Annotated in this window: 12 protein-coding genes and 2 pseudogenes; 7 read left to right on the forward strand and 7 right to left on the reverse strand. The window is 61.3% G+C overall.

Annotated features, from left to right (window positions below):
* Window positions 1–37: 37 nt before the first annotated feature.
* The 6 genes and pseudogenes from NKH03_RS14895 to NKH03_RS14915 all read right to left on the reverse strand — a co-directional run bounded on the left by NKH03_RS14895 (window position 38) and on the right by NKH03_RS14915 (window position 2691).
* Window positions 38–358 (reverse strand): ArsR/SmtB family transcription factor, encoded by a 321-nt coding sequence (locus NKH03_RS14895; protein ID WP_352968937.1) that lies wholly within the window; start codon window positions 356–358, stop codon window positions 38–40.
* A gap of 58 nt (window positions 359–416) precedes the next feature.
* Window positions 417–596: pseudogene (locus NKH03_RS35025) on the reverse strand (arsenical resistance protein ArsH); the annotation flags it as partial.
* Window positions 597–1007: an arsenate reductase (glutaredoxin) gene (gene arsC, locus NKH03_RS14900; protein WP_352968938.1), complete on the reverse strand. Its 411-nt coding sequence runs from the start codon at window positions 1005–1007 to the stop codon at window positions 597–599. It abuts the pseudogene before it with no gap.
* Window positions 1004–2113 (reverse strand): ACR3 family arsenite efflux transporter, encoded by a 1110-nt coding sequence (arsB, locus tag NKH03_RS14905; RefSeq protein WP_502913519.1) that lies wholly within the window; start codon window positions 2111–2113, stop codon window positions 1004–1006. Before arsB ends, arsC begins: the two co-directional genes overlap by 4 nt.
* Window positions 2114–2216: 103 nt before the next feature.
* Window positions 2217–2342: pseudogene (locus NKH03_RS14910) on the reverse strand (arsenate reductase/protein-tyrosine-phosphatase family protein); the annotation flags it as partial.
* A 16-nt stretch (window positions 2343–2358) separates the two neighbouring features.
* A complete protein-coding gene (locus NKH03_RS14915; RefSeq protein ID WP_352968940.1) occupies window positions 2359–2691 on the reverse strand; it encodes an ArsR/SmtB family transcription factor in 333 nt (110 codons plus the stop codon).
* Window positions 2692–3053: 362 nt separating this feature from the next.
* Here NKH03_RS14915 and NKH03_RS14920 point away from each other — a divergent pair, with 362 nt between their 5' ends.
* A complete protein-coding gene (locus NKH03_RS14920) occupies window positions 3054–3701 on the forward strand; it encodes a helix-turn-helix domain-containing protein (protein ID WP_352968941.1) in 648 nt (215 codons plus the stop codon).
* Between the two features lie 105 nt (window positions 3702–3806).
* On the forward strand, window positions 3807–4328 hold the full coding sequence (locus NKH03_RS14925) for a GNAT family N-acetyltransferase (protein WP_352968943.1): 522 nt from the start codon (window positions 3807–3809) through the stop codon (window positions 4326–4328).
* Window positions 4329–4603: 275 nt separating this feature from the next.
* Here the strand turns inward: NKH03_RS14925 and eglC are convergent, their stop codons facing one another.
* Window positions 4604–5995: an endo-1,3-1,4-beta-glycanase EglC gene (gene eglC, locus NKH03_RS14930; RefSeq protein ID WP_352968945.1), complete on the reverse strand. Its 1392-nt coding sequence runs from the start codon at window positions 5993–5995 to the stop codon at window positions 4604–4606.
* Window positions 5996–6543: 548 nt separating this feature from the next.
* On the opposite strand from eglC, the gene NKH03_RS14935 reads away from it, so the two are divergent.
* From NKH03_RS14935 to NKH03_RS14955, 5 genes are all read left to right on the forward strand, one after another.
* Window positions 6544–7185 (forward strand): response regulator transcription factor, encoded by a 642-nt coding sequence (locus tag NKH03_RS14935; protein WP_352968946.1) that lies wholly within the window; start codon window positions 6544–6546, stop codon window positions 7183–7185.
* A 307-nt stretch (window positions 7186–7492) separates the two neighbouring features.
* Window positions 7493–11101: a DUF5801 repeats-in-toxin domain-containing protein gene (locus tag NKH03_RS14940; protein ID WP_352968947.1), complete on the forward strand. Its 3609-nt coding sequence runs from the start codon at window positions 7493–7495 to the stop codon at window positions 11099–11101.
* 78 nt (window positions 11102–11179) lie between these two features.
* Window positions 11180–12958 (forward strand): type I secretion system permease/ATPase, encoded by a 1779-nt coding sequence (locus NKH03_RS14945; protein WP_352968948.1) that lies wholly within the window; start codon window positions 11180–11182, stop codon window positions 12956–12958.
* Window positions 12955–14304, forward strand: coding sequence for an HlyD family type I secretion periplasmic adaptor subunit (locus tag NKH03_RS14950; protein ID WP_352968949.1), 1350 nt, complete (start codon window positions 12955–12957; stop codon window positions 14302–14304). The genes NKH03_RS14945 and NKH03_RS14950 overlap by 4 nt, the downstream gene beginning before the upstream one ends.
* 327 nt (window positions 14305–14631) lie before the next feature.
* The gene (locus tag NKH03_RS14955) at window positions 14632–18684 is read left to right on the forward strand and encodes a T1SS-143 repeat domain-containing protein (RefSeq protein ID WP_352968950.1); all 4053 of its coding nucleotides are present in this window, start codon (window positions 14632–14634) and stop codon (window positions 18682–18684) included.
* Window positions 18685–18701: the final 17 nt, after the last annotated feature.

Raw genomic sequence — 18701 nt, forward strand, 5'->3', positions numbered from 1 at the left:
TCCTTCCAGTATCTTCGAATTATTCGCGCAAAAAAAATCAGGCGACAGCTTTGCTGGCCGCTGGCGCACATTTTGCGTCGGCACAGCACTCGTCAGCCAGATAGCCAATCAACGCATTCATGCCGGGATAGTTGGCACGGCAGATCAGAGTTGTTGCCTGGCGTTCCTGGGTCACGAGGCCAGTGTCGACAAGCCGCTTGAGGTGATGCGACAGTGTCGAGGACGGAATCTCCAGTTTCTCTTGGATACTGCCAACCGGAAGCCCTTCGTCCCCTGCCCTAACCAGGACACGGTAGAGCTGAAGTCGAGTGGGGTTCCCGAGAGCTTCGAGTTGCGATGCTGCTTTTTCGAGTTTCATGGAAATATGTATAAGCGCGATTGGGAAGTCGGGCAAATGAATTTCGGCGATTCTCGAAATATGAATTTTCTGGCTCAGATCGACCGCCGGCTTCGTCGAACTCGGCGAACGCCTTGGCTACCGGCGACTGGTTGGGAATCGTGACCATCCGCACCCAGCGGCCGAGAATACGCAGCTGGTTGACGGCGCTGAAGCTCCGCGAGCCGCCCGACACCTGCATCACCGCGAGGGTGCGCCCCTATGTCGTCCTGACGACCACGACTTCGCCATCCTCTTTGACGAATGGCCCGATATGCGGATTTGGCAGGACGCCGAGAACCGCTTCCGAAGGCCGGGCAAGGACGACGCCGAGACGTGTGACCACGATCGGCCGGTTGATCAGGATGGGATGCGCGAGCATGAAATCGAGGATCTCGTCGTCGGTCCACTTGGGGTCGCCGAGGCCGAGTTCGGCATAGGGCGTGCCCTTCTCGCGCAGCAAGTCGCGGGGCTTCATCCTCATCGCCGCAATCAGTTCGACCAGTCGTTCCCGCGACGGCGGCGTTTTCAGATATTCGATCACTTCGGGTTCCTCGCCCGATTGACGGATGATCGCGAGGGTATTGCGGGACGTACCGCAATCGGGATTGTGGTAGATGGTGACGGTCATTGCGCGGGCCTCTCTGTCGACATTGTGGTTTTGACGGCGGCACCCTCTTCGTACCAGCCCCGGCTGCGGTTCACGATCCACACCACGGACAGCATGACCGGAACCTCGATGAGGACGCCGACCACGGTGGCGAGGGCGGCGCCCGAATTCAGCCCGAACAACGCAATCGCGGCTGCCACCGCCAACTCGAAGAAGTTCGACGCGCCGATCAATGCCGATGGCCCGGCCACGCAATGCCGCTCGCCGGAGATGCGGTTGAGCAGATAGGCAAGGCCGGAATTGAAATAGACCTGGATCAGGATCGGCACCGCCAGCAGCGCGATCACCAGCGGCTGGGCAATGATCTGCTCGCCCTGGAAGCCGAACAGCAGCACCAGCGTTGCCAGCAGGGCAAACAGCGACAGCGGCTGCATGGCGGCCAGCAGCGCGTCGAGCGCCGCTTGCCCCTTCGCCGCCAGCAACCGGGCGCGAACCAGTTGCGCGACGATCACCGGCAGGACGATGTAGAGCACCACCGACAATACCAGCGTGCTCCACGGCACGGCAATGGCCGACAGGCCGAGCAACAGACCGACGATGGGTGCGAAGGCGACGATCATGATCGCGTCGTTGAGCGCCACTTGCGACAGTGTGAAGTTCGGTTCGCCGCGCATCAGGTTCGACCACACGAACACCATCGCCGTGCACGGTGCCGCGGCAAGGATGATCAGCCCTGCAATGTAGGAATCGATCTGCACGGCGGGCAGCCAGGGCCGAAACAGCCAGCCGATGAAGAGCCAGCCCAGCAGCGCCATCGAGAACGGCTTCACCGCCCAGTTGATGAACAACGTCACGCCGATGCCGCGCCAGTAGGTGCCGACCCTGGCCAGCGAGGCGAAATCGACGCGCAACAGCATCGGCACGATCATCAGCCAGATCAGCACCGCGACGGGAATGTTGACCCTGGCGATCTCGGCCGAAGCAATGGCGCCGAACGCGCCCGGCAGCAGATGACCGAGCACCACACCCGCAACGATGCACAGTGCCACCCATACCGTCAGGTATTTCTCAACGAAGCCAATCCTGGGCCGCGTCACCTCGCCCGCGTTCAAAGCATGATCAGTCATGGTGGGTTCCTTGACTCAGCCGGCCTTCGGCGGGTTGCGGCCGATCTCGTCCAGCTGCTTCTGCAGGGCAAGTTTGTCGACCATGTTCATCGGCAGGCTGATTGGGGTGCGATCCGGCGGAATAGGCCTTGAACTTGCCGACACCGACACGGTTAAGGACCGCTTCGGCGATGATCGAACGGGCCGAATTGCCGGTGCGGAGAAACAGAACGTTGTACGGCTCGCTCATCGCGTACGCCTCCCTTCTAGCATTTGCAGGTCACAGCTTGAATGACGGGCTGGCACAATTCCGGTGCGCCGTTGCAACAATCTTCCATCAGATAGGCGAGTAGATCGCGGAAGCCGGTCATGTCCGCGACGTAGCGGATTGTGCGGCCGTCGCGCTCAGCTCGAACCAGGCCGGCATGATCTAGAACCTTCAGGTGCGCCGACATGGTGTTCTGAACGGTATCGAGCCGTGCAGCGATCTCACCTGCGGGAACTCCCTCGCCGCCAGCCTGGACGAGCATGCGGAAAGCCTCGAGCCGGGTATCCTGGCCGAGCGCCGCCAAGGCAAGGAGAGCTAGTTTTTTATCCATTTATCTATAAATCCAGATTTAACGGTATGTAGCGCCAACGTATGACCGCAGGATGACAATAGGGCAAGCGCGGTGGTCGGATTCGCCGCATCTAATCCTCGACCGGTGCCGCGAGCCCGGCGGGGACCGTAGCGCTTTTCCATGGGCGGTCCGATGGGCTACGGCTCAGACCAGATGCTCGATCGGCTCCGGCAGGCACGCCCCGACCTCGCCCGAGCAGATCGGGCATGCACCGGCCATCATCAACGGCTCCCGTGCTGCCACGGTCGAATCCTAGGTAGTTTCCCGTAGGGATATAACCGAATTTCGCGACCCGCGGATTCGCGCGATTGCTGTGTCACGGAACAACCGGGAAAACAGCCATGCACGCCTACACGAGCTCCAGAATTTCACTGCCGTCGCATTCTGTCCAGCCAAGCCTGCCGGCGGTATTCGACCCGGCACCATTGCAGCCGGTTGGTTTCTTTCCCGCTGGTTCGGAGATCTATGCCCAGGGCGAGAAGGCCGGAGCCCTCTATCAGGTCGAGTTCGGCGCCGTGCGCATCTACCGCCTGCTTGCCGACGGCCGCCGGCAGATCAGCGCCTTCCACCTCGCCGGCGAGACATTCGGCTTCGAGGCTGACACGACACATCATTTCTTCGCGGAAGCAATCAACGCCACCGCTGTGCGCGTCTTGCGGCTCAATGCCGGGGCGGACATGTCCCATCAGTTGCTGCCCCTGGCGCTCAAGGGTTTGACCCGCGCGCAGGAACACCTGCTGGTCCTGGGTCGCCAGAACGCCATCGAACGCGTGGCCGCTTTCCTGGTCGACATCGCGGAACGGCAGGGCGGCTTGCGACAGGTGGAACTGCCCATGTCTCGTATGGACATCGGCGACTATCTCGGCCTCACCATCGAGACCGTTTCACGGGTCTTCACCCGGCTGAAGGACAAGGGCGTCATCCGCCTGCTCAACCTGCGCAGCATCGAAATCGTCAAGCGCGACGCGCTCCACTGCATGAGCGAATGACCCGGATATCGTCGAACGGCGGCATGGAGATACTGAGCAAAGCCATATCCCTTTGGCTCCGCTGCATCCGGCCGATCAGAACAATCCAGGATTAGAGATCCGCATATGACCACGAATAGCGCAATCACCACACGCACCGGCTTTCACTTCGAGATACGCCTTGCGCATCCCCAAGACGAACCGACCTTGGCGGAGTTCTTCACCCATGTGACGCCGGACGACCTGCGCTTCCGCTTTCTCGGCGCCGTGAAGGAAGTCTCCCATGAACGGCTGGTCGCGATGACGCGTTCAGACGACGCCCATATCCATAATTTTCTTGCGTTCTCGGCGGACGGAATGCTGATCGCGGTTGCGACGCTGGCAAGCGATCCAGCCGACCGAAACGGTGAGGTCGCGATCTGCATTCGCGCCGATCGCAAGCATCTGGGCGTCGGCTGGGAGCTGCTCGCCTATATTGCGAAATATGCCGAAGACCTCGGCCTCGAAGCGATCGAAGCGATCGAGAGCCGTGAAAACCGTGCCGCGATCGAGGTCGAGCGCGACATGGGTTTCACCATCACCACCGATCCCGACGATGCGACGCTTGTCGTGGTTCGGCGGGAACTGGGGGCGCGATCAGCCGCTTAGCTGCCGCGCTCCCTCCCGGGCCGTTTCGGGCGCGGCAGGTCGAAAGATGATGAGCATATCCGTGCCCGCCCGAGCGCGCCGCAACGCGTGCTCACTAGACCGTCAAGGGTCGAAGAAGGGCGGTAGCGCTCTCCCGCAATTCGCTAAGCTGTTGAAATAACTAAAATCTATGCTGGCGGCGGTGCTGCCGGCTGAAATTGATCGATGATTTCAATGCAGCGCTCTCGTACGCATACCCTGCGGGTTGTTGCCTTCGGCGTGCACCGGGTTTGTACCTAGATAACCCAATCGTTCAACGAATAGGCATGGATGTAGTCGATCTGCATTTCCGCGGGCGTCGCAAGCCCGTCGGCGGGCGCTCCCGCGATGCCGCCCACTGCCAGATCGACCAGCATATACATCGGCTCGTGCATGTCGGCGGGCGTCGCGGCATGGGCAACTTCGACGTCGTCGAAATACCAGACGAGTTCGTCTTCCGTCCACAGCACCCCGTATGTGTGGAACCCTCCGGTGTCCGAGACGAAGGGCGTCGAGGCCACGGTCGTATGTGTTCCCGTCTCGTTCGAGTGGCTTGTCATAAGAAGCTTGTTTGGATCCTGACCGGTCATCTCTATGACGTCCAGTTCCGGTGGCCAGGAGCCGTCCTCCGGAAGAAGCCAGAAGGCCGGCCATGCGCCTTGTTTTTCAGGCATGTCGGCCCGAATTTCGAAATAGCCGTAGGTCTGCGCGAAGGATTCGTGAGTCGTCAGCAAACCCGACGTGTATTGGTAGTTGTTTATGTAGGGCTTGATAGCCTCGGGGGCTCGGGCGGCGGTAATCGTGAGAACACCGTCCTCGACGCTGAACGGGTTGACTGAACTCGTCGGGGCGTAGCTGGTATCGATATACCATTGAAGCTCGTTGTTGCTCGTGAGCGTGCTGCCGTTCGCGGCTCCCCACCAGAAGTTCGAGTCCCAGGTGCCGCTCGAGCCATTCCACAGGTTCAGTGTGTTGAACTCGTCCGAGAAGGTGAGTTGCAGATGCGACCTGTCCAGGGCCAGATCGAACTGGCTTGCGGTGAACTGGTCGATTGTCTTGTTGGCGAAGACGAGGAACTCGGTGTCGGATAGATCAAGTCGGACGTTCGCGCCCGACTGGACCATGTTGGCGTGCACCTGCTCGAAGGAGGTGAAGCCGTAGCTCCCGATGCGCACCGTATCCTCGGCGCTGAAGTCCAGGATCAGGTCGCTGCCGTTGCCGGGGGCCACGACGAAAATGTCCGCCCCGGATCCGCCCTTGAGAACATCGTCGCCCTTTAAGCCGTCGAGCGTCTGTTGGCCGGAGCCGCCGGTAATGATGTTGTTCAGCTCGTTCCCGAAAGCGTAGTGTTTGTCGCCGGTGACCGTCAGGTTCTCGAAATTCGCCGGGAGCCTGTAGCTCATCCAGGTCGAGATGGTGTCGACACCCTCGTTGGCCAGTTCGACTGCTTTGTTTTTCGTGGAATACAGATAGTAGATGTCATCGCCCTTGCCGCCATACATCGTGACGCTGACGCTGCTGTCGCCGTAGAGCGAGTCGTTGTATATGCTGCCATAAAGTGCCGGGCCGGAATTCGTAGCCGAGTACCACCTGGTCGAGGACCCGCTATAGGGGAGTGGAACGCCCTTGGCGTTGAGGACGGTGGCCATGCTGGTCTCTGCTCCTTGGACTCGCCTCGATATCAACCGCAGCATCCATGCAGGGCACGAGAAGCCAATGCCTTTTTTGGCCTTCGAGTTGTGTTCGACTTGTGAGGGTTACCAAGAACTTAACACGCGGGCGGTTCGGGCCGCCCCATTGCCTCGAATGCACTAATGCATGTCGCCCAAAAGTGACCTCGGTTTTGGGAGGACGACATGCATAAAAACAAGGACCTAAAGCGTCGCCTGAATCCGTTCGAACGCGACGCGCTTTAGGGTTGGGCTGCCAGCACTTTTTTTGGTCACAAGTCGCCGCAATCTGGGGGCGAGTTTTGACATCGCCGTCAGCGGGGAGAAAACGCGCGTCGCGCCATCGTAAGGCGGTCCGCCGAGAAAACATGGTGACGGTGTGTGGGTTCCGCGCTGGTCTGAAAGCCTCGGATCGTTATTATAGCAATCACTATATTAGTGTTTACTTGACAATACGCATGAGCTCTGGTTTCGTGCTTTAACGGGTGTTTAACCAAGTTTGTTGCGTTTTTTCGGACGGTGTTGGTATGTCGACTTTGGTTGTCGCCGACCCGCGGGGGGTGTATCTCGCCGGTCTTGAGTGGGTGTTGCAGAAGGCTGGACACGATGTTGTCGCCCAGTGCCGCCGCCCTGTCGACGTGGTCCCTCATGTGGAGCGCCATCGGCCAGACATCGTCATCGTCGGCCTGGATATCGCGGATCCGCAGACGACCGGTCTCTCAGCCCGGCTGAAGGCCTGCGACAGCGCTCTCGGCATCATCTTCATCGTCCAGCCGGCCGGCAGGATCGACGTCAAGGAAATACAGGCGCTCGACAGCGACGGTCTGGTGCTGGATGGCATCAGCCACCGCTATCTCGTCGAATGCGTGAGCGCGGTGGCGGCGGGCAAGAAGTGGATCGACAACAAGATCGTCCAGCAACTGCTGATGCCGGAAACGCAGCCCCAGCCGATGTCCAGGCTGACCGGACGGGAGACTGAAGTCGCCGATCTCGTCTCGCGCGGGCTGCGCAACAAGGCCATCGCCCAGCGGCTGCACGTATCCGAAGGCACGGTGAAGATGCATTTGCATCACGTCTACGAGAAGCTGCACCTCGGCAGCCGGGCGGAACTGGCCTGGGTGGCGCATGGCAAAGACGCCGATCGCCCGGGAACGGGCCGAACCGCCTGATCTGATCATCGCTTTCAACTGACATCGACATGATGCCGTCAACGGGCCGGAAAGCCGCCTGACGGCATTGGCCGTGCAACCGCCGGCACCGGCCAGAACTATCGAAGGATATATATCGTTCGATCAGGTACGGCCATTCACCCCAATACTACCTAAGCGGGAATGGACGCGTCCTCCGCGTCGGCGGCACGATGAGGCATGGGGACGAAATCCATCACGCGACCGAATGCACTGGGGTAGGTGCATTTCCGGCATCCGGGAGCTGGTTCCCTTTTCTTGAAGCGTTTTTCAACCAAGGAGAACCTCCATGGCATCCGATATCACAATCACAGCTGAAGACATCATCATCGACGAAACCACCGATATTCAGGTCGAAGATGACGATATTGACCCGTCCATATTGCCGTACAGCAACGACCCCACGCTGGCATATCTCCTGACTCTCGGCACCGCGCTGGAGGTTGCCTTCAAGGAGGATTTCGTGGAGGCCACGGCGAGCGCAGGGGGAACCATCACCTCGGTCGTTCTCGCCCAGAACAACATCGGGACCCCGTTTTCCACCACCGTTGGCGTGTACAGCGGCATTCAGACTGTCGATGGCAATTATGTCTGGCTGTTCCAGGACCTAACACATCCAAACGTCGTAATCGGCGTCATTGGCAACTCTGCCAGCATCGCACCTCTTGCGAACGGCCCACTCGCCTTCTCGTTTGCCTTGACCAACACCAACACCACCACCCCGGACCTATACCTGGTCCAGTATGTGCCGCTGTTCCATCTTGACCCAACCTTGCCGGACGACCGCATCGATCTGCTCAACAAGGTGTTCGCCTCGGCCACGGGAACCTCCGTGCTCAATTTCAGCCAGCTTGGTGACGCCCCTCCTGGACACAACAAATGGTATATTCTCGACGCCGACACAGCGAGCCCGCAGAAGATTCTTGTCACCGCTCACGACGGTACCACGCAAGCTGAAGTCAACATCAGCACGCAAGGCCTGGGTGTCTCGTCTCAAGACGTGCGCTTTGGCCGTGAGCTTCAGATCGACCTGATCACCGGCGGCACCCAGGGCGCGGGTAAGACCTTTACCGCAGCCGGGCCTGTCTATGGCACCCACATCGAGACCGTCTCCGGCGCGGGTTTCTCGGTCTCGCAGTCCACGCCGACCAACACCAAGGCCGACATCGAGATCCACGCCTATAACGAATCCGGCAACGAGGAGGGCGCTGCGTTCCCCGGTGATGACATCGGTACGGCAGTCAATATCACCGGAGTGACGTTCAAACTGAACGGCGAGACAAAGACAGCGCTGGAGCTGGGCATCACGGTCGATCTCGCCGGCAATGGACTGATCCTTCACGATGTCGGCGAGGGCGTGACGGTCGATTTCACGACCGCAGGCGGGAATGGCGGGACCTTTGACCGCTTCACCATCAAGAATATCGACACCGAGAAAGACTATTTCGATGTCAAGGAAGTGCACTTTGCCGGTGAAACAACCAACGCCGGGAACCAAGAGGTCGGCTCCAACATCAACTTCGATGATGACGGGCCGGACGTCAACACCAACGGGGCAGGCCCGGACCTCACCGTGGACGAGTCGTTCCTTGGCGGCGCCGGTGCTACTACAACCGGCGACTTCCTCGACAACTTCCCGAACAGCTTCGGGACTGACGGCCCGGGCACGCTCACCTTCGCGCTCGGCATCCCCGCGGACGCCACAGACAGCGGGTTTACCGACACGGCGTCGCAGGAACACATTTTCCTGTACAAAGAGCCTGATGGCAGTATTACCGGTCGCGTCGGAGACGGTGGTGCTGCTGACGAGAACGGTGCTATCGCGTTCACAGTCAGCGTCAACACCACGACTGCTGTCGTGACGCTCACCCAGAGCTTGGCGATGGTTCACAACGTTCCGGGTAACGGGACCGTCCCGACCGGCAGCTACGACGAAGCTATCTCGCTGGTGGCGGCCCTCATCACGCTCACCGCGCACAGCGAGGACGCTGACGGGGATGATGATTTCGCCACCCTGAACATCGGCGACAATCTCTTCTTCAAGGACGACGGCCCGAGCATCGAAGCAAACGGCACAGTGCCACCGGTCGTGGTCGACGAGTCCAACTTCAATACAAACGGTGGCCCGATAGACTTCTCGAGCGTCTTCACGCCGAAAAGCGGTGGTGCTGACGGTACGGCGACAGTCGCCATCACCTACGCACTGAACGCGTCCGGCGCGTCAGGTCTTATCGACACCCTTACCGGTCAGTCAGTCGTTCTGTCGACAGACAACAATGGGGTGGTTTACGGGAAGAACGGCAACGGCGACACGGTGTTCACGATCAGCGTGGACGGCAGCGGTAACGTGACGCTTGACCAGTCACGCGCCGTGGTTCACCCGACGAATGACCCGAACGAGTCGGTGTTCATGTCAGACGCAAACCTCGTCACGCTGACGGCGATCATCACCGACGGCGACGGGGACACGGATAGCGCGTCAGTCAACATCGGTACAGCGTTCGAGTTCAAGGACGACGGGCCGACGATCACAGTGCCGTTCGACGGTGATGCATCCGGTGGTGGTAGCGACGGTACTCCCGAAACGCTGGCCAACACGCTCAACGCTTCGGCCACCGGAGCCTTCGGATACGACATCGGTGCGGACAGCCGCCCGGCTTCGTTCTACGACGCCACGCACTCCGACTTCGTCGATGCCAACATCGCCCTTGACGGTATCCAGATCGCACTCACCGGCACGATCATCGGCGTGAACCCACCACCGAACAATCAACTCATCTCTCCGATCGTTACGCTCACGTCGGAGACTTCCGACACGGCGACGTTCGACTTCACCTTCGACTACGACAAGGACCCAGCGGATGACACCCAGATCGGCACGGCGGGCGGCACCCTCGTCTTCGACAAGGATGCCGGCACTTACACCATCACCCTGACCGACCCGCTCGAAGGCTTCAGCTTCGACCTTATCCACACCAGTGAGCTCCTGTCCAAGCATCCCACGAGCAACGTCGGCCACCCGCAGATCGTGGTGGAACAGTTGCAGGCGGATGACACGAACACGGGGGCTGATGAAGACTTCTACGTGCAGTTCACGGGCAACGCGATCAACAGAGCCAACCCGTTCGGCTTGACGCCTGATGGCGAGGGGAAATCCAACCCCTTTGACTCCACGTTCGCCGTCGATGGTCACGATATGGTGAGTAACGCCAATGAAACGTGGGTGTCCGCGACGCAGAGCACCAACGGTGTCGCCGGTGACACGATCCAGAAGGGCGAACTGCTCACGTTGCGGTTCTTCGACAGCGACGTCTTCAGTGACCCGACCGAGGCTACCGACCCGACGGCCACCGCCGGCAGCATGGCCATCAAGTTCGACGGCATTGGCAACAGCGAGGACCTGATGCTGATCCTCGACTTGATTGACAAGGATGGTGCCGACAACATCGCCGGCACTTCGGACGACAACTCCACGATCACGCGGGCGATGTATGTGTCAAACGACGACATCTTCAGGACGGGCCTGGTCCCGAGCCCGTACAGCACCGAGTTCACGCTCGACAACAATGACGGCCTCGTGATCATCGAACAGAACGACTACAACACGGGCACCGAAAACTACTTGCTGCAGGGTGTCCAGATCATGCAGTCGGGCAACGGGATCACCGGCACGGCGATTGACCTGGACGGGGCGGCCGGCGCTGGCGGCGGCAGCGATGCGACCACCAACCTGGTGAATTTCGACGCCGTCGACAACGACGTGCTGAAGATCACGGACATCGCCTTCAGCACGACCGTGACCGAGACGCCATCAGCTAGCCTCGACTTCGCCTTCAAGGTGGCGGACGCGGACGGGGACCAGACGTTGACGCAGCACATATATGTTGACGTCGGCTGACACTTGACCAACGGGGGCAGCCATTGCTGCCCCCCTTTCTTGCACAAGATGTCATCCCGCACACCAGAGATGTAAATTATGAAAACCAAGCAACAGCCCCCTGCCCTGCAGGTGGTGATGAAAGAGGCCAAACGCGCCATCCGGCCGCTTATCTGGTTCAGCGGCGGCATCAACGTGCTGATGCTGACCGGGGCGTTTTATATGCTCCAGGTCTACCACCGCGTACTCGGCAGCCATAGTCTGGAGACGCTGGTGATGCTGTCGCTGATGGCGGCGATGGCACTCGGGACGCTCGCGGGGTTGGAAGTGGTACGCGGGCGTCTGCTGGCCAAGGTCGGATCATGGATGAACGCACGGTTGGGCCCAGTTCTCCTGACCGCGTCGGTGGAATACGCCGCGTCTGCCCCAGGCCAGGTTAACGCGCGACCGCTGCGCGACCTCGACCAGGTGCGAAATTTCTTGACCAGCCCGAGCATCTTCCCGATCCTCGACGCGCCTTGGGCACCGATCTTCTTCGCCGCCATCTTCCTCATGCATCCTTGGCTGGGCTGGCTGGCTCTTTGCGGCGGGCTCGTGCTGTTCGCACTCGCTTTGCTGAACGAGTACATCACCCGTAAACCGCTGACCGAGGCCACAAGCGCTCAGTCGCGAGCATACTCACAGGCAGAGGCAGCGATCCGCAACGCCGAAGTCGTCCAGGCGATGGGCATGTTGAAGCCCCTGCTGGAGGGTTGGAAGGCGCATCAGGACGAGGCAAACAAAGGACAGGTTCTTGCCGCCAACCGGGGTGGCGTCATTGCGGCCATCGCTCGTTGCCACCGCCTGGCCCTGCAGATGGCCATCCTCGGCCTCGGCGCTTATCTGGTCCTTCGCAACGAGGCTTCACCCGGCATCATGATCTCCGCCTCGATTCTGATGGGCCGAGCGTTGGCCCCTGTCGAGCAAGCGATCGCCACATGGAAAGCGACGGTCGGAGCGCGTGCCGCTTACCGGCGTCTCACCGCGGTCGCCGGTAAGCACCCTGATGCCACGCCGGTTCTGCCACTGCCACGACCCAAAGGCAGGTTTGAGGCCGACAACCTTGTGCTTGCCCGTCAGGGCGGCGAACCGATCCTGAAGGGCGTCAGTTTTCAGCTCAAGCCTGGCGAAGCGATGGCGTTGATCGGCGCGAGCGGCGCCGGCAAGACAAGCCTGGCGCGAATCCTTGCCGGTGCCTGGCGCCCATCCGGTGGTCGCGCGTTGCTTGACGGTATGAGCATTGTCGAATGGGCGGCCGAGGACAGGGGTCGACACGTCGGCTATTTGCCGCAGGACATCGAACTCTTCGCCGGCACTGTCTCCGAGAACATCGCCCGTTTTGCGTCGCTCAACCCGGCGGTTTTCAAGAATGTGGTCAAGGCGGCGGAGTTGGCCGGCGTCCACGAACTGATCAAGGGGTTGCCGCAGGGCTACGCCACCGAGATCGGGGAAGGCGGTGCGGCACTGTCCGGCGGGCAACGTCAGCGCATCGGGCTGGCGCGAGCCCTCTACGGCGACCCAGCGGTCCTTGTCCTTGACGAGCCTAACTCCAATCTCGACCACGAGGGAGAGCAAGCACTGGCTACAGTCATCGGCGGGCTCAAGGCGGCAGGTACGACCCTGATCCTGATTTCGCACCGGCCAAGCATTTTGGAGAAGGTTGACAAGGTGTTGGTGCTTAGCCACGGCGCACAGGACCTTTTCGGGCCGCGCGACGCCGTGTTCAGCGAACTCGCCAGCCGCGCCCGCAAGGTAACCCAGATGCCAAAGGTAACCCAGCTGCCTACCCTCGAAGTGGTCAAGGAAGTCAACGACAGCAAAGAGGTCAAGGAAGCATGACCCGTTCCCCAGCATTGAACGTCGTGCCACTACCCGTCGCGCCGCCCTCCCTCTTGGAACCGGTACCCTTGCGCCTGGCCGGCGTGACGTTCACCGGGTTCGCGATCATGTTCCTGTTCTTCGGCGTCGCCGGGGGCTGGGCAGCCCTGGCACCGTTGGACAGCGCCGCGGTGGCACCGGGCATTGTCAAGGTCGCCGGCGACCGCAAGCTCATCCAGCATCTCGAGGGCGGCATCATCGCGGAGTTGAACGCCGCCAACGGTGATATCGTCAAAGCGGGCAAGGTCCTCATCCGCCTCGATGACACACAGGCAAAGGCGCAGCTCGACCTGGTCCAGAACCGGATAGCAACGCGTGAAGCGCTGGCCGCGCGTCTCAGGGCCGAGCGCGACGGCAAGGCCGAGATCGGGTTTGACCCGGCGTTGCTCGCAAACCCCGCCAAGGCGGTGAAGGACTCGGTGGCCGCACAGCGTGACGTGTTCGCGGCAAAGCACCACAATCTGACGGACGAGCGGGAAATTCTCGGCCAGCGCCGTCACCAGACCGAGGATGAGGTAAAGGGGCTGGAGGAGCTCATCGTCACCGAAGACAAGCAGATCGAGGCGATCGAGGATGAAAGCAAGGACCTTGAGAGCCTGCTCAAGAAGGGGCTGACCACCCGCGAGCGGAACCTGTTGCTCAGACGACAACAGCGGGCGATGGAGGGCGAGCGCGCCACCAACGTCGCGGCAATCGCTCGTGCCAGAAGCGCCATGGCCGAGATCGACATGCAAGTCTTGAACCTCGACACGGTGCGGCTGAACGAGGCCGTCGATGAGTTGAGCAAGGTCGAGGCGGAGTTGTTCGATCTCGGACAGCAGGAGCGCTCCGCCAGGGACGTGCTTAACCGTACCAATGTCGTCGCACCGGTTGACGGCATCGTCATGGATCTGAAGGTCCATACGGCGGGCGGTGTCGTGAAACCCGGTGAGACATTGATGACGGTCGTGCCGCTCGGCCAGCAACTCGTGGTCGAGGCCATGGTCAAACCAGAGGATGTCGAGACGATCGCCCCCGGGCAGCCCGCGCGCGTCAGCTTCCCGGCCTTCGCCCGCTACAACCTGCCGCCACTCGAGGGCGTCGTGGAGATCGTGTCGGCCGACCGCATGGTGGAGGAGCGCAGCGGGGCACCGTATTTCGCCGCGACCGTTTTGATCGACAAGAGCGAACTCGCCAAGCTGGAGGGCCGCAAGCTGCTGCCTGGCATGTCGAGCGAGACGATGATCCGGACAGGTGCTCGCACCGTGCTTTCCTACCTCGCCGAGCCGATCACGCAGAACTTCCGCCGAGCAATGCGGGAAAAATAGCCATAAGTCGCCCAGGGCCGGGCTCCAGTCTGAGTGCCCGGCCGGGCACACGCAGCCAAGACCGCGCCGGAAGCATATCACAACCAGCGCGGCCACCCCGAGCCCCTCTCGCGGCTCGACCTATCGAACGATGTACATCGTTCGATCAGGTATGGGCATTGACCCCAATACTATCGAACTGAGAATGGACGCGTCCTCTTCACTGGCGACATAATGGCGTATGAGGGCCGCTCATTCAGTACGCGACCGGAGTGCACTCGGGTAGATGCACCCCGGGGCTATCGGATGTGTGGATCGTTAGAATCTAACCCCAAGGGGACAACGATCATGGCAATTACCATCACCGATTCCGTCACGCTGGACGAATCTTCCGGGCTGCAGAACACCAACGTTGCAATCCCCGGCATCGAAGACAACAACGACAACGATATCCTTGTGACGTCACTGGATGCCACATTCTCCACCCGTCTCTTCACCGACCTCGGGCTGAGCAGCAGTTTCTCCACCACGAACGGTGCGGCGACCAATACCGTGGCCACGCTGAGCGGCGGCTCCACCCTGGAAGGATTCGTCCAGGATGACGGCAGTGCACTGCCCGTCTACGACGTAGTCAGCGGCGGTCCCCCACCCACCACGGTCGCGACCAGTTTCACGACGCTCGACGGCGAGGCGATCTATCTCTGCATCGACAGCGCCAGCGGGCTCGGCGACAACCTGGTGTTTGGCGTCGACGCGTCGGGAGACGTGGTCTTTGCCGCCTACATCACGACCAGTGGATCGGACGTCAACATCTCCATGGTGCAGTTCGAAGCCATCGACAACCCCGATGCGAACAATCCCGATGACCCCGTCGATCTCAGCGGCCTTATCGATGTCGCGATAACCTCGCCGAAGGTGTTCAACTTCGACACTCTGCCCTCGGGGCAAAACCTGTTCGGCACGGTCGGCGACGCCGACGCTGCCATCGTGGTCATCGGTCGCGATATCGACCTGAAAGCCGACAACACCTTCACCAATTCCAGCGACACGATAAACACGTCGCAAGGCGGCGGCACCGTCACGATCGGCATCAACAATCAGATGTTCGATGCAGGTGAAGGCGCCTACTTCACCTATGTCACCAATCCGGACCCCAACTATCTGTCGGGCGTTGTCGGCGGCCTCGATCAGAACGAAGCGGACGACCTCGACAACGTGCAGTTCGGCGGCACACTCGATGTTACCGGTGGCTTCCTCGTCATTTCGCAAATCCAGGGCAACACGGACGCAACGCTGACGATCGAAGCTTTTCTGGCTCCCAATGAAGACGGCGCCAATTTCGACACCGCGCTCGGAACCGGCAGCGTGATCGACATCACGTCCATCACGGTGACCGCCGACGGGACCGTTTACACCTTCAACACCGACGGCACTCAGGACGGCATCACGGTTTCGAACCTGGACGGCGTCAACGACAAGGTCGAGATCGCGGGACTCGGCGCCGGCGACAAGGTTGAATGGACGACCGCGACCGATCACAACCAGGTCCTCGTCGAGGACGTCGAGGGCAAATTCGACATCGGCCAGTTCGGATTGACGCAGGGCGTGGTCGAGCATTTCGATATCGGCGACAAGATTCGTTTCGAGGACGACGGCCCGACGGCATCGGGAGCGACGGAATCGGCAACGGTGCAGGAGGACGACCTCAAGGTCGCGGACGGCGATCTCTCCGACGGCATTGACGAGGACGGCATACCCAACCAGGACGAGGCCACCGGATCGGTGGCGGCCCTGGTGAACCCCGGGACCGACGCGCCGGCGACCTTCAGCCTGTCGGCCGACACGTCCGGCTTGCCGCCACTGACCTCGAACGGCGACGCGGTCACCTACAGCGTCAATGCGGCCGGCGATCTCTTGACCGCCACCGCCAATGACGGAACTGGCGATCGTATCGTGTTCACGCTGGCGCTGGCCGCCAACGGCGACTACACCTTCGACCTGCAAGACCAGCTCGACCATGCACCACCCGGCAGCGGCGACGCCGCCCTATTGCCAATCGACCTGTCGTCATTGCTGGTGGCAACCGACGCCGACGGCGATACGGTGACGCCAGATGCCGCAGCCTTCGTCATCAACGTCGAGAATGACGTGCCGGTGGCGTCGGGAGCGACGGAATCGGCAATTGTGCAGGAGGACGACCTCAAGGTCGCGGACGGTGATCTCTCCGACGGCAACGACGAGGACGGCATACCCAACCAGGACGAGGCCAGTGGATCGGTGGCGGCACTGGTGACATCCGGGGCCGACGAGCCGGTGACCTTCAGCCTGTCGGCCGACACGTCCGGCCTGCCGCCACTGACCTCGAACGGCGACGCGGTCACCTACAGCGTCAATGCGGCCGGCGATCTCTTGACCGCCACCGCCAATGACGGAACTGGCGATCGTATCGTGTTCACGCTGGCGCTGGCCGCCAACGGCGACTACACCTTCGACCTGCAAGACCAGCTCGACCATGCACCACCCGGCAGCGGCGACGCCGCCCTATTGCCAATCGACCTGTCGTCATTGCTGGTGGCAACCGACGCCGACGGCGATACGGTGACGCCAGATGCCGCAGCCTTCGTCATCAACGTCGAGAATGACGTGCCGGTGGCGTCGGGAGCGACGGAATCGGCAATTGTGCAGGAGGACGACCTCAAGGTCGCGGACGGCGATCTCTCCGACGGCAACGACGAGGACGGCATACCCAACCAGGACGAGGCCAGCGGATCGGTGGCATCACTGGTGACGTCCGGGGCCGACGAGCCGGCGACCTTCAGCCTGTCGGCCGACACGTCCGGCCTGCAGAACCTGACCTCGAAGGGCGACGCGATCACCTACAGCGTCAACGGGACGGGCGATCTGCTGACCGCCACCGCCAATGACGGGACTGGCGATCGCATCGTGTTCACATTGGCGTTGGCCGCAACCGGCGGCTACACCTTCGACCTGCAAGACCAGATCGACCACGCAGCCGCCAGCGGCGATGCCGGTACCCTGGCGCTCGACCTGTCGTCGGTGCTGGTGGCGACGGATGCCGACGGCGACACGGTGACGCCTGACATCAATGCCTTCGTCATCAATGTCGAAAACGACGTGCCGGTGATCAGCGCGCAGATATTGAGCGGCGTTGTCGACTTCGCGGCCGGCGATTTCGTCAGCAACTCGCTGAACGGCATCATCGGCGCCGACGAGAACACCGCCGACAACCTGTCGGGCGACGGCACCAAGACCTACACCTTCACCGACTATACGACGCCGACCAACGTCTTCCCGACCCTCACGGCGGTGCTGTCGCCTGACAAGACGACGATCGACTATTACTCGGACGCCACGCTCGGCACGCTGGTCTACGACATCGTGCTCGATCAGGACGGCAGCGGCGAGTATACCTTCACCGTCCACGAGAATCCGCCGCCGGCCTTCACCTCGTTTGACTTCAGCGACCTGCCATCGGGCCAGAACCTGTTCGGCGTCATCGCCGCCGACAAGGCGGATCTCGACGGCACCGCTCTGCTGGTGATCGGTTCCGACGTGCAGCTCAAGGCCGATGGAACCTATGTCACCAGCGGCGCCAATGCCAGCGACACCATCAACACCTCCAAGGGCGGCGGACCGGTGACGATCGGCATCGGCAACCAGATGTTCGATCCGCACGACGGCGCATTCTTCGTCTATCTCGACAATCCCGACGACGATTCGGTCGCCGGGGTCACTGGCGGGCTGACGCAGAAAACGGCCGACGATGCCGACACCATCGGCTTCCAGGGCACGACCGAGGTGACCTCTGCTTCCGTGGAGATCTCGCAAGTGCAGGGCAATACGTTGGCGACATTAGACATCTTCGCCTACGACATCGACAACGCCATCCTTGGCCAGGTCGACACCGATGCAGAGGCCCGCGCCTTTGCCCTGGATCCCATAGCCGACGCCACCGCGGTCAACATCACCGGGGTCAGGGTGCTCGATGCCAACGGGGACCTGGTCGAAAGCTGGACGGACAGCAATCTGGACGGTGTCTATGAGAAGACGTTCGACATTAATCTGACGGACAGCGTCACCTTCAACTTGGTCTCCACCGGCATCTACAGCGCGCGGGTGTCCGGCCTCGGCGCCAAATACACGGTCGAGTTCGACACCGAAACCGGGCACGACGTGGCCGACATCGAGGCTGTCGCCGGCAAGTTCGACATTGGCGGCTTCAACCTGCTGCAAGGGCAGGACACGCCGGACCAATCGTTCGACTTCGCTGTCCAGATCACCGACTACGACAGCGACGTCGACGGCGGTACCGCCGATGCGTTCGCCAACTTCTCGGTCGGCGTCGACGGCACCGGTGTCTTCGACGACGGCATTGCCTGACACAACACCGGCCGGAC

Source organism: Mesorhizobium sp. M1406 (assembly GCF_040317555.1).
GTDB lineage: Bacteria > Pseudomonadota > Alphaproteobacteria > Rhizobiales > Rhizobiaceae > Mesorhizobium.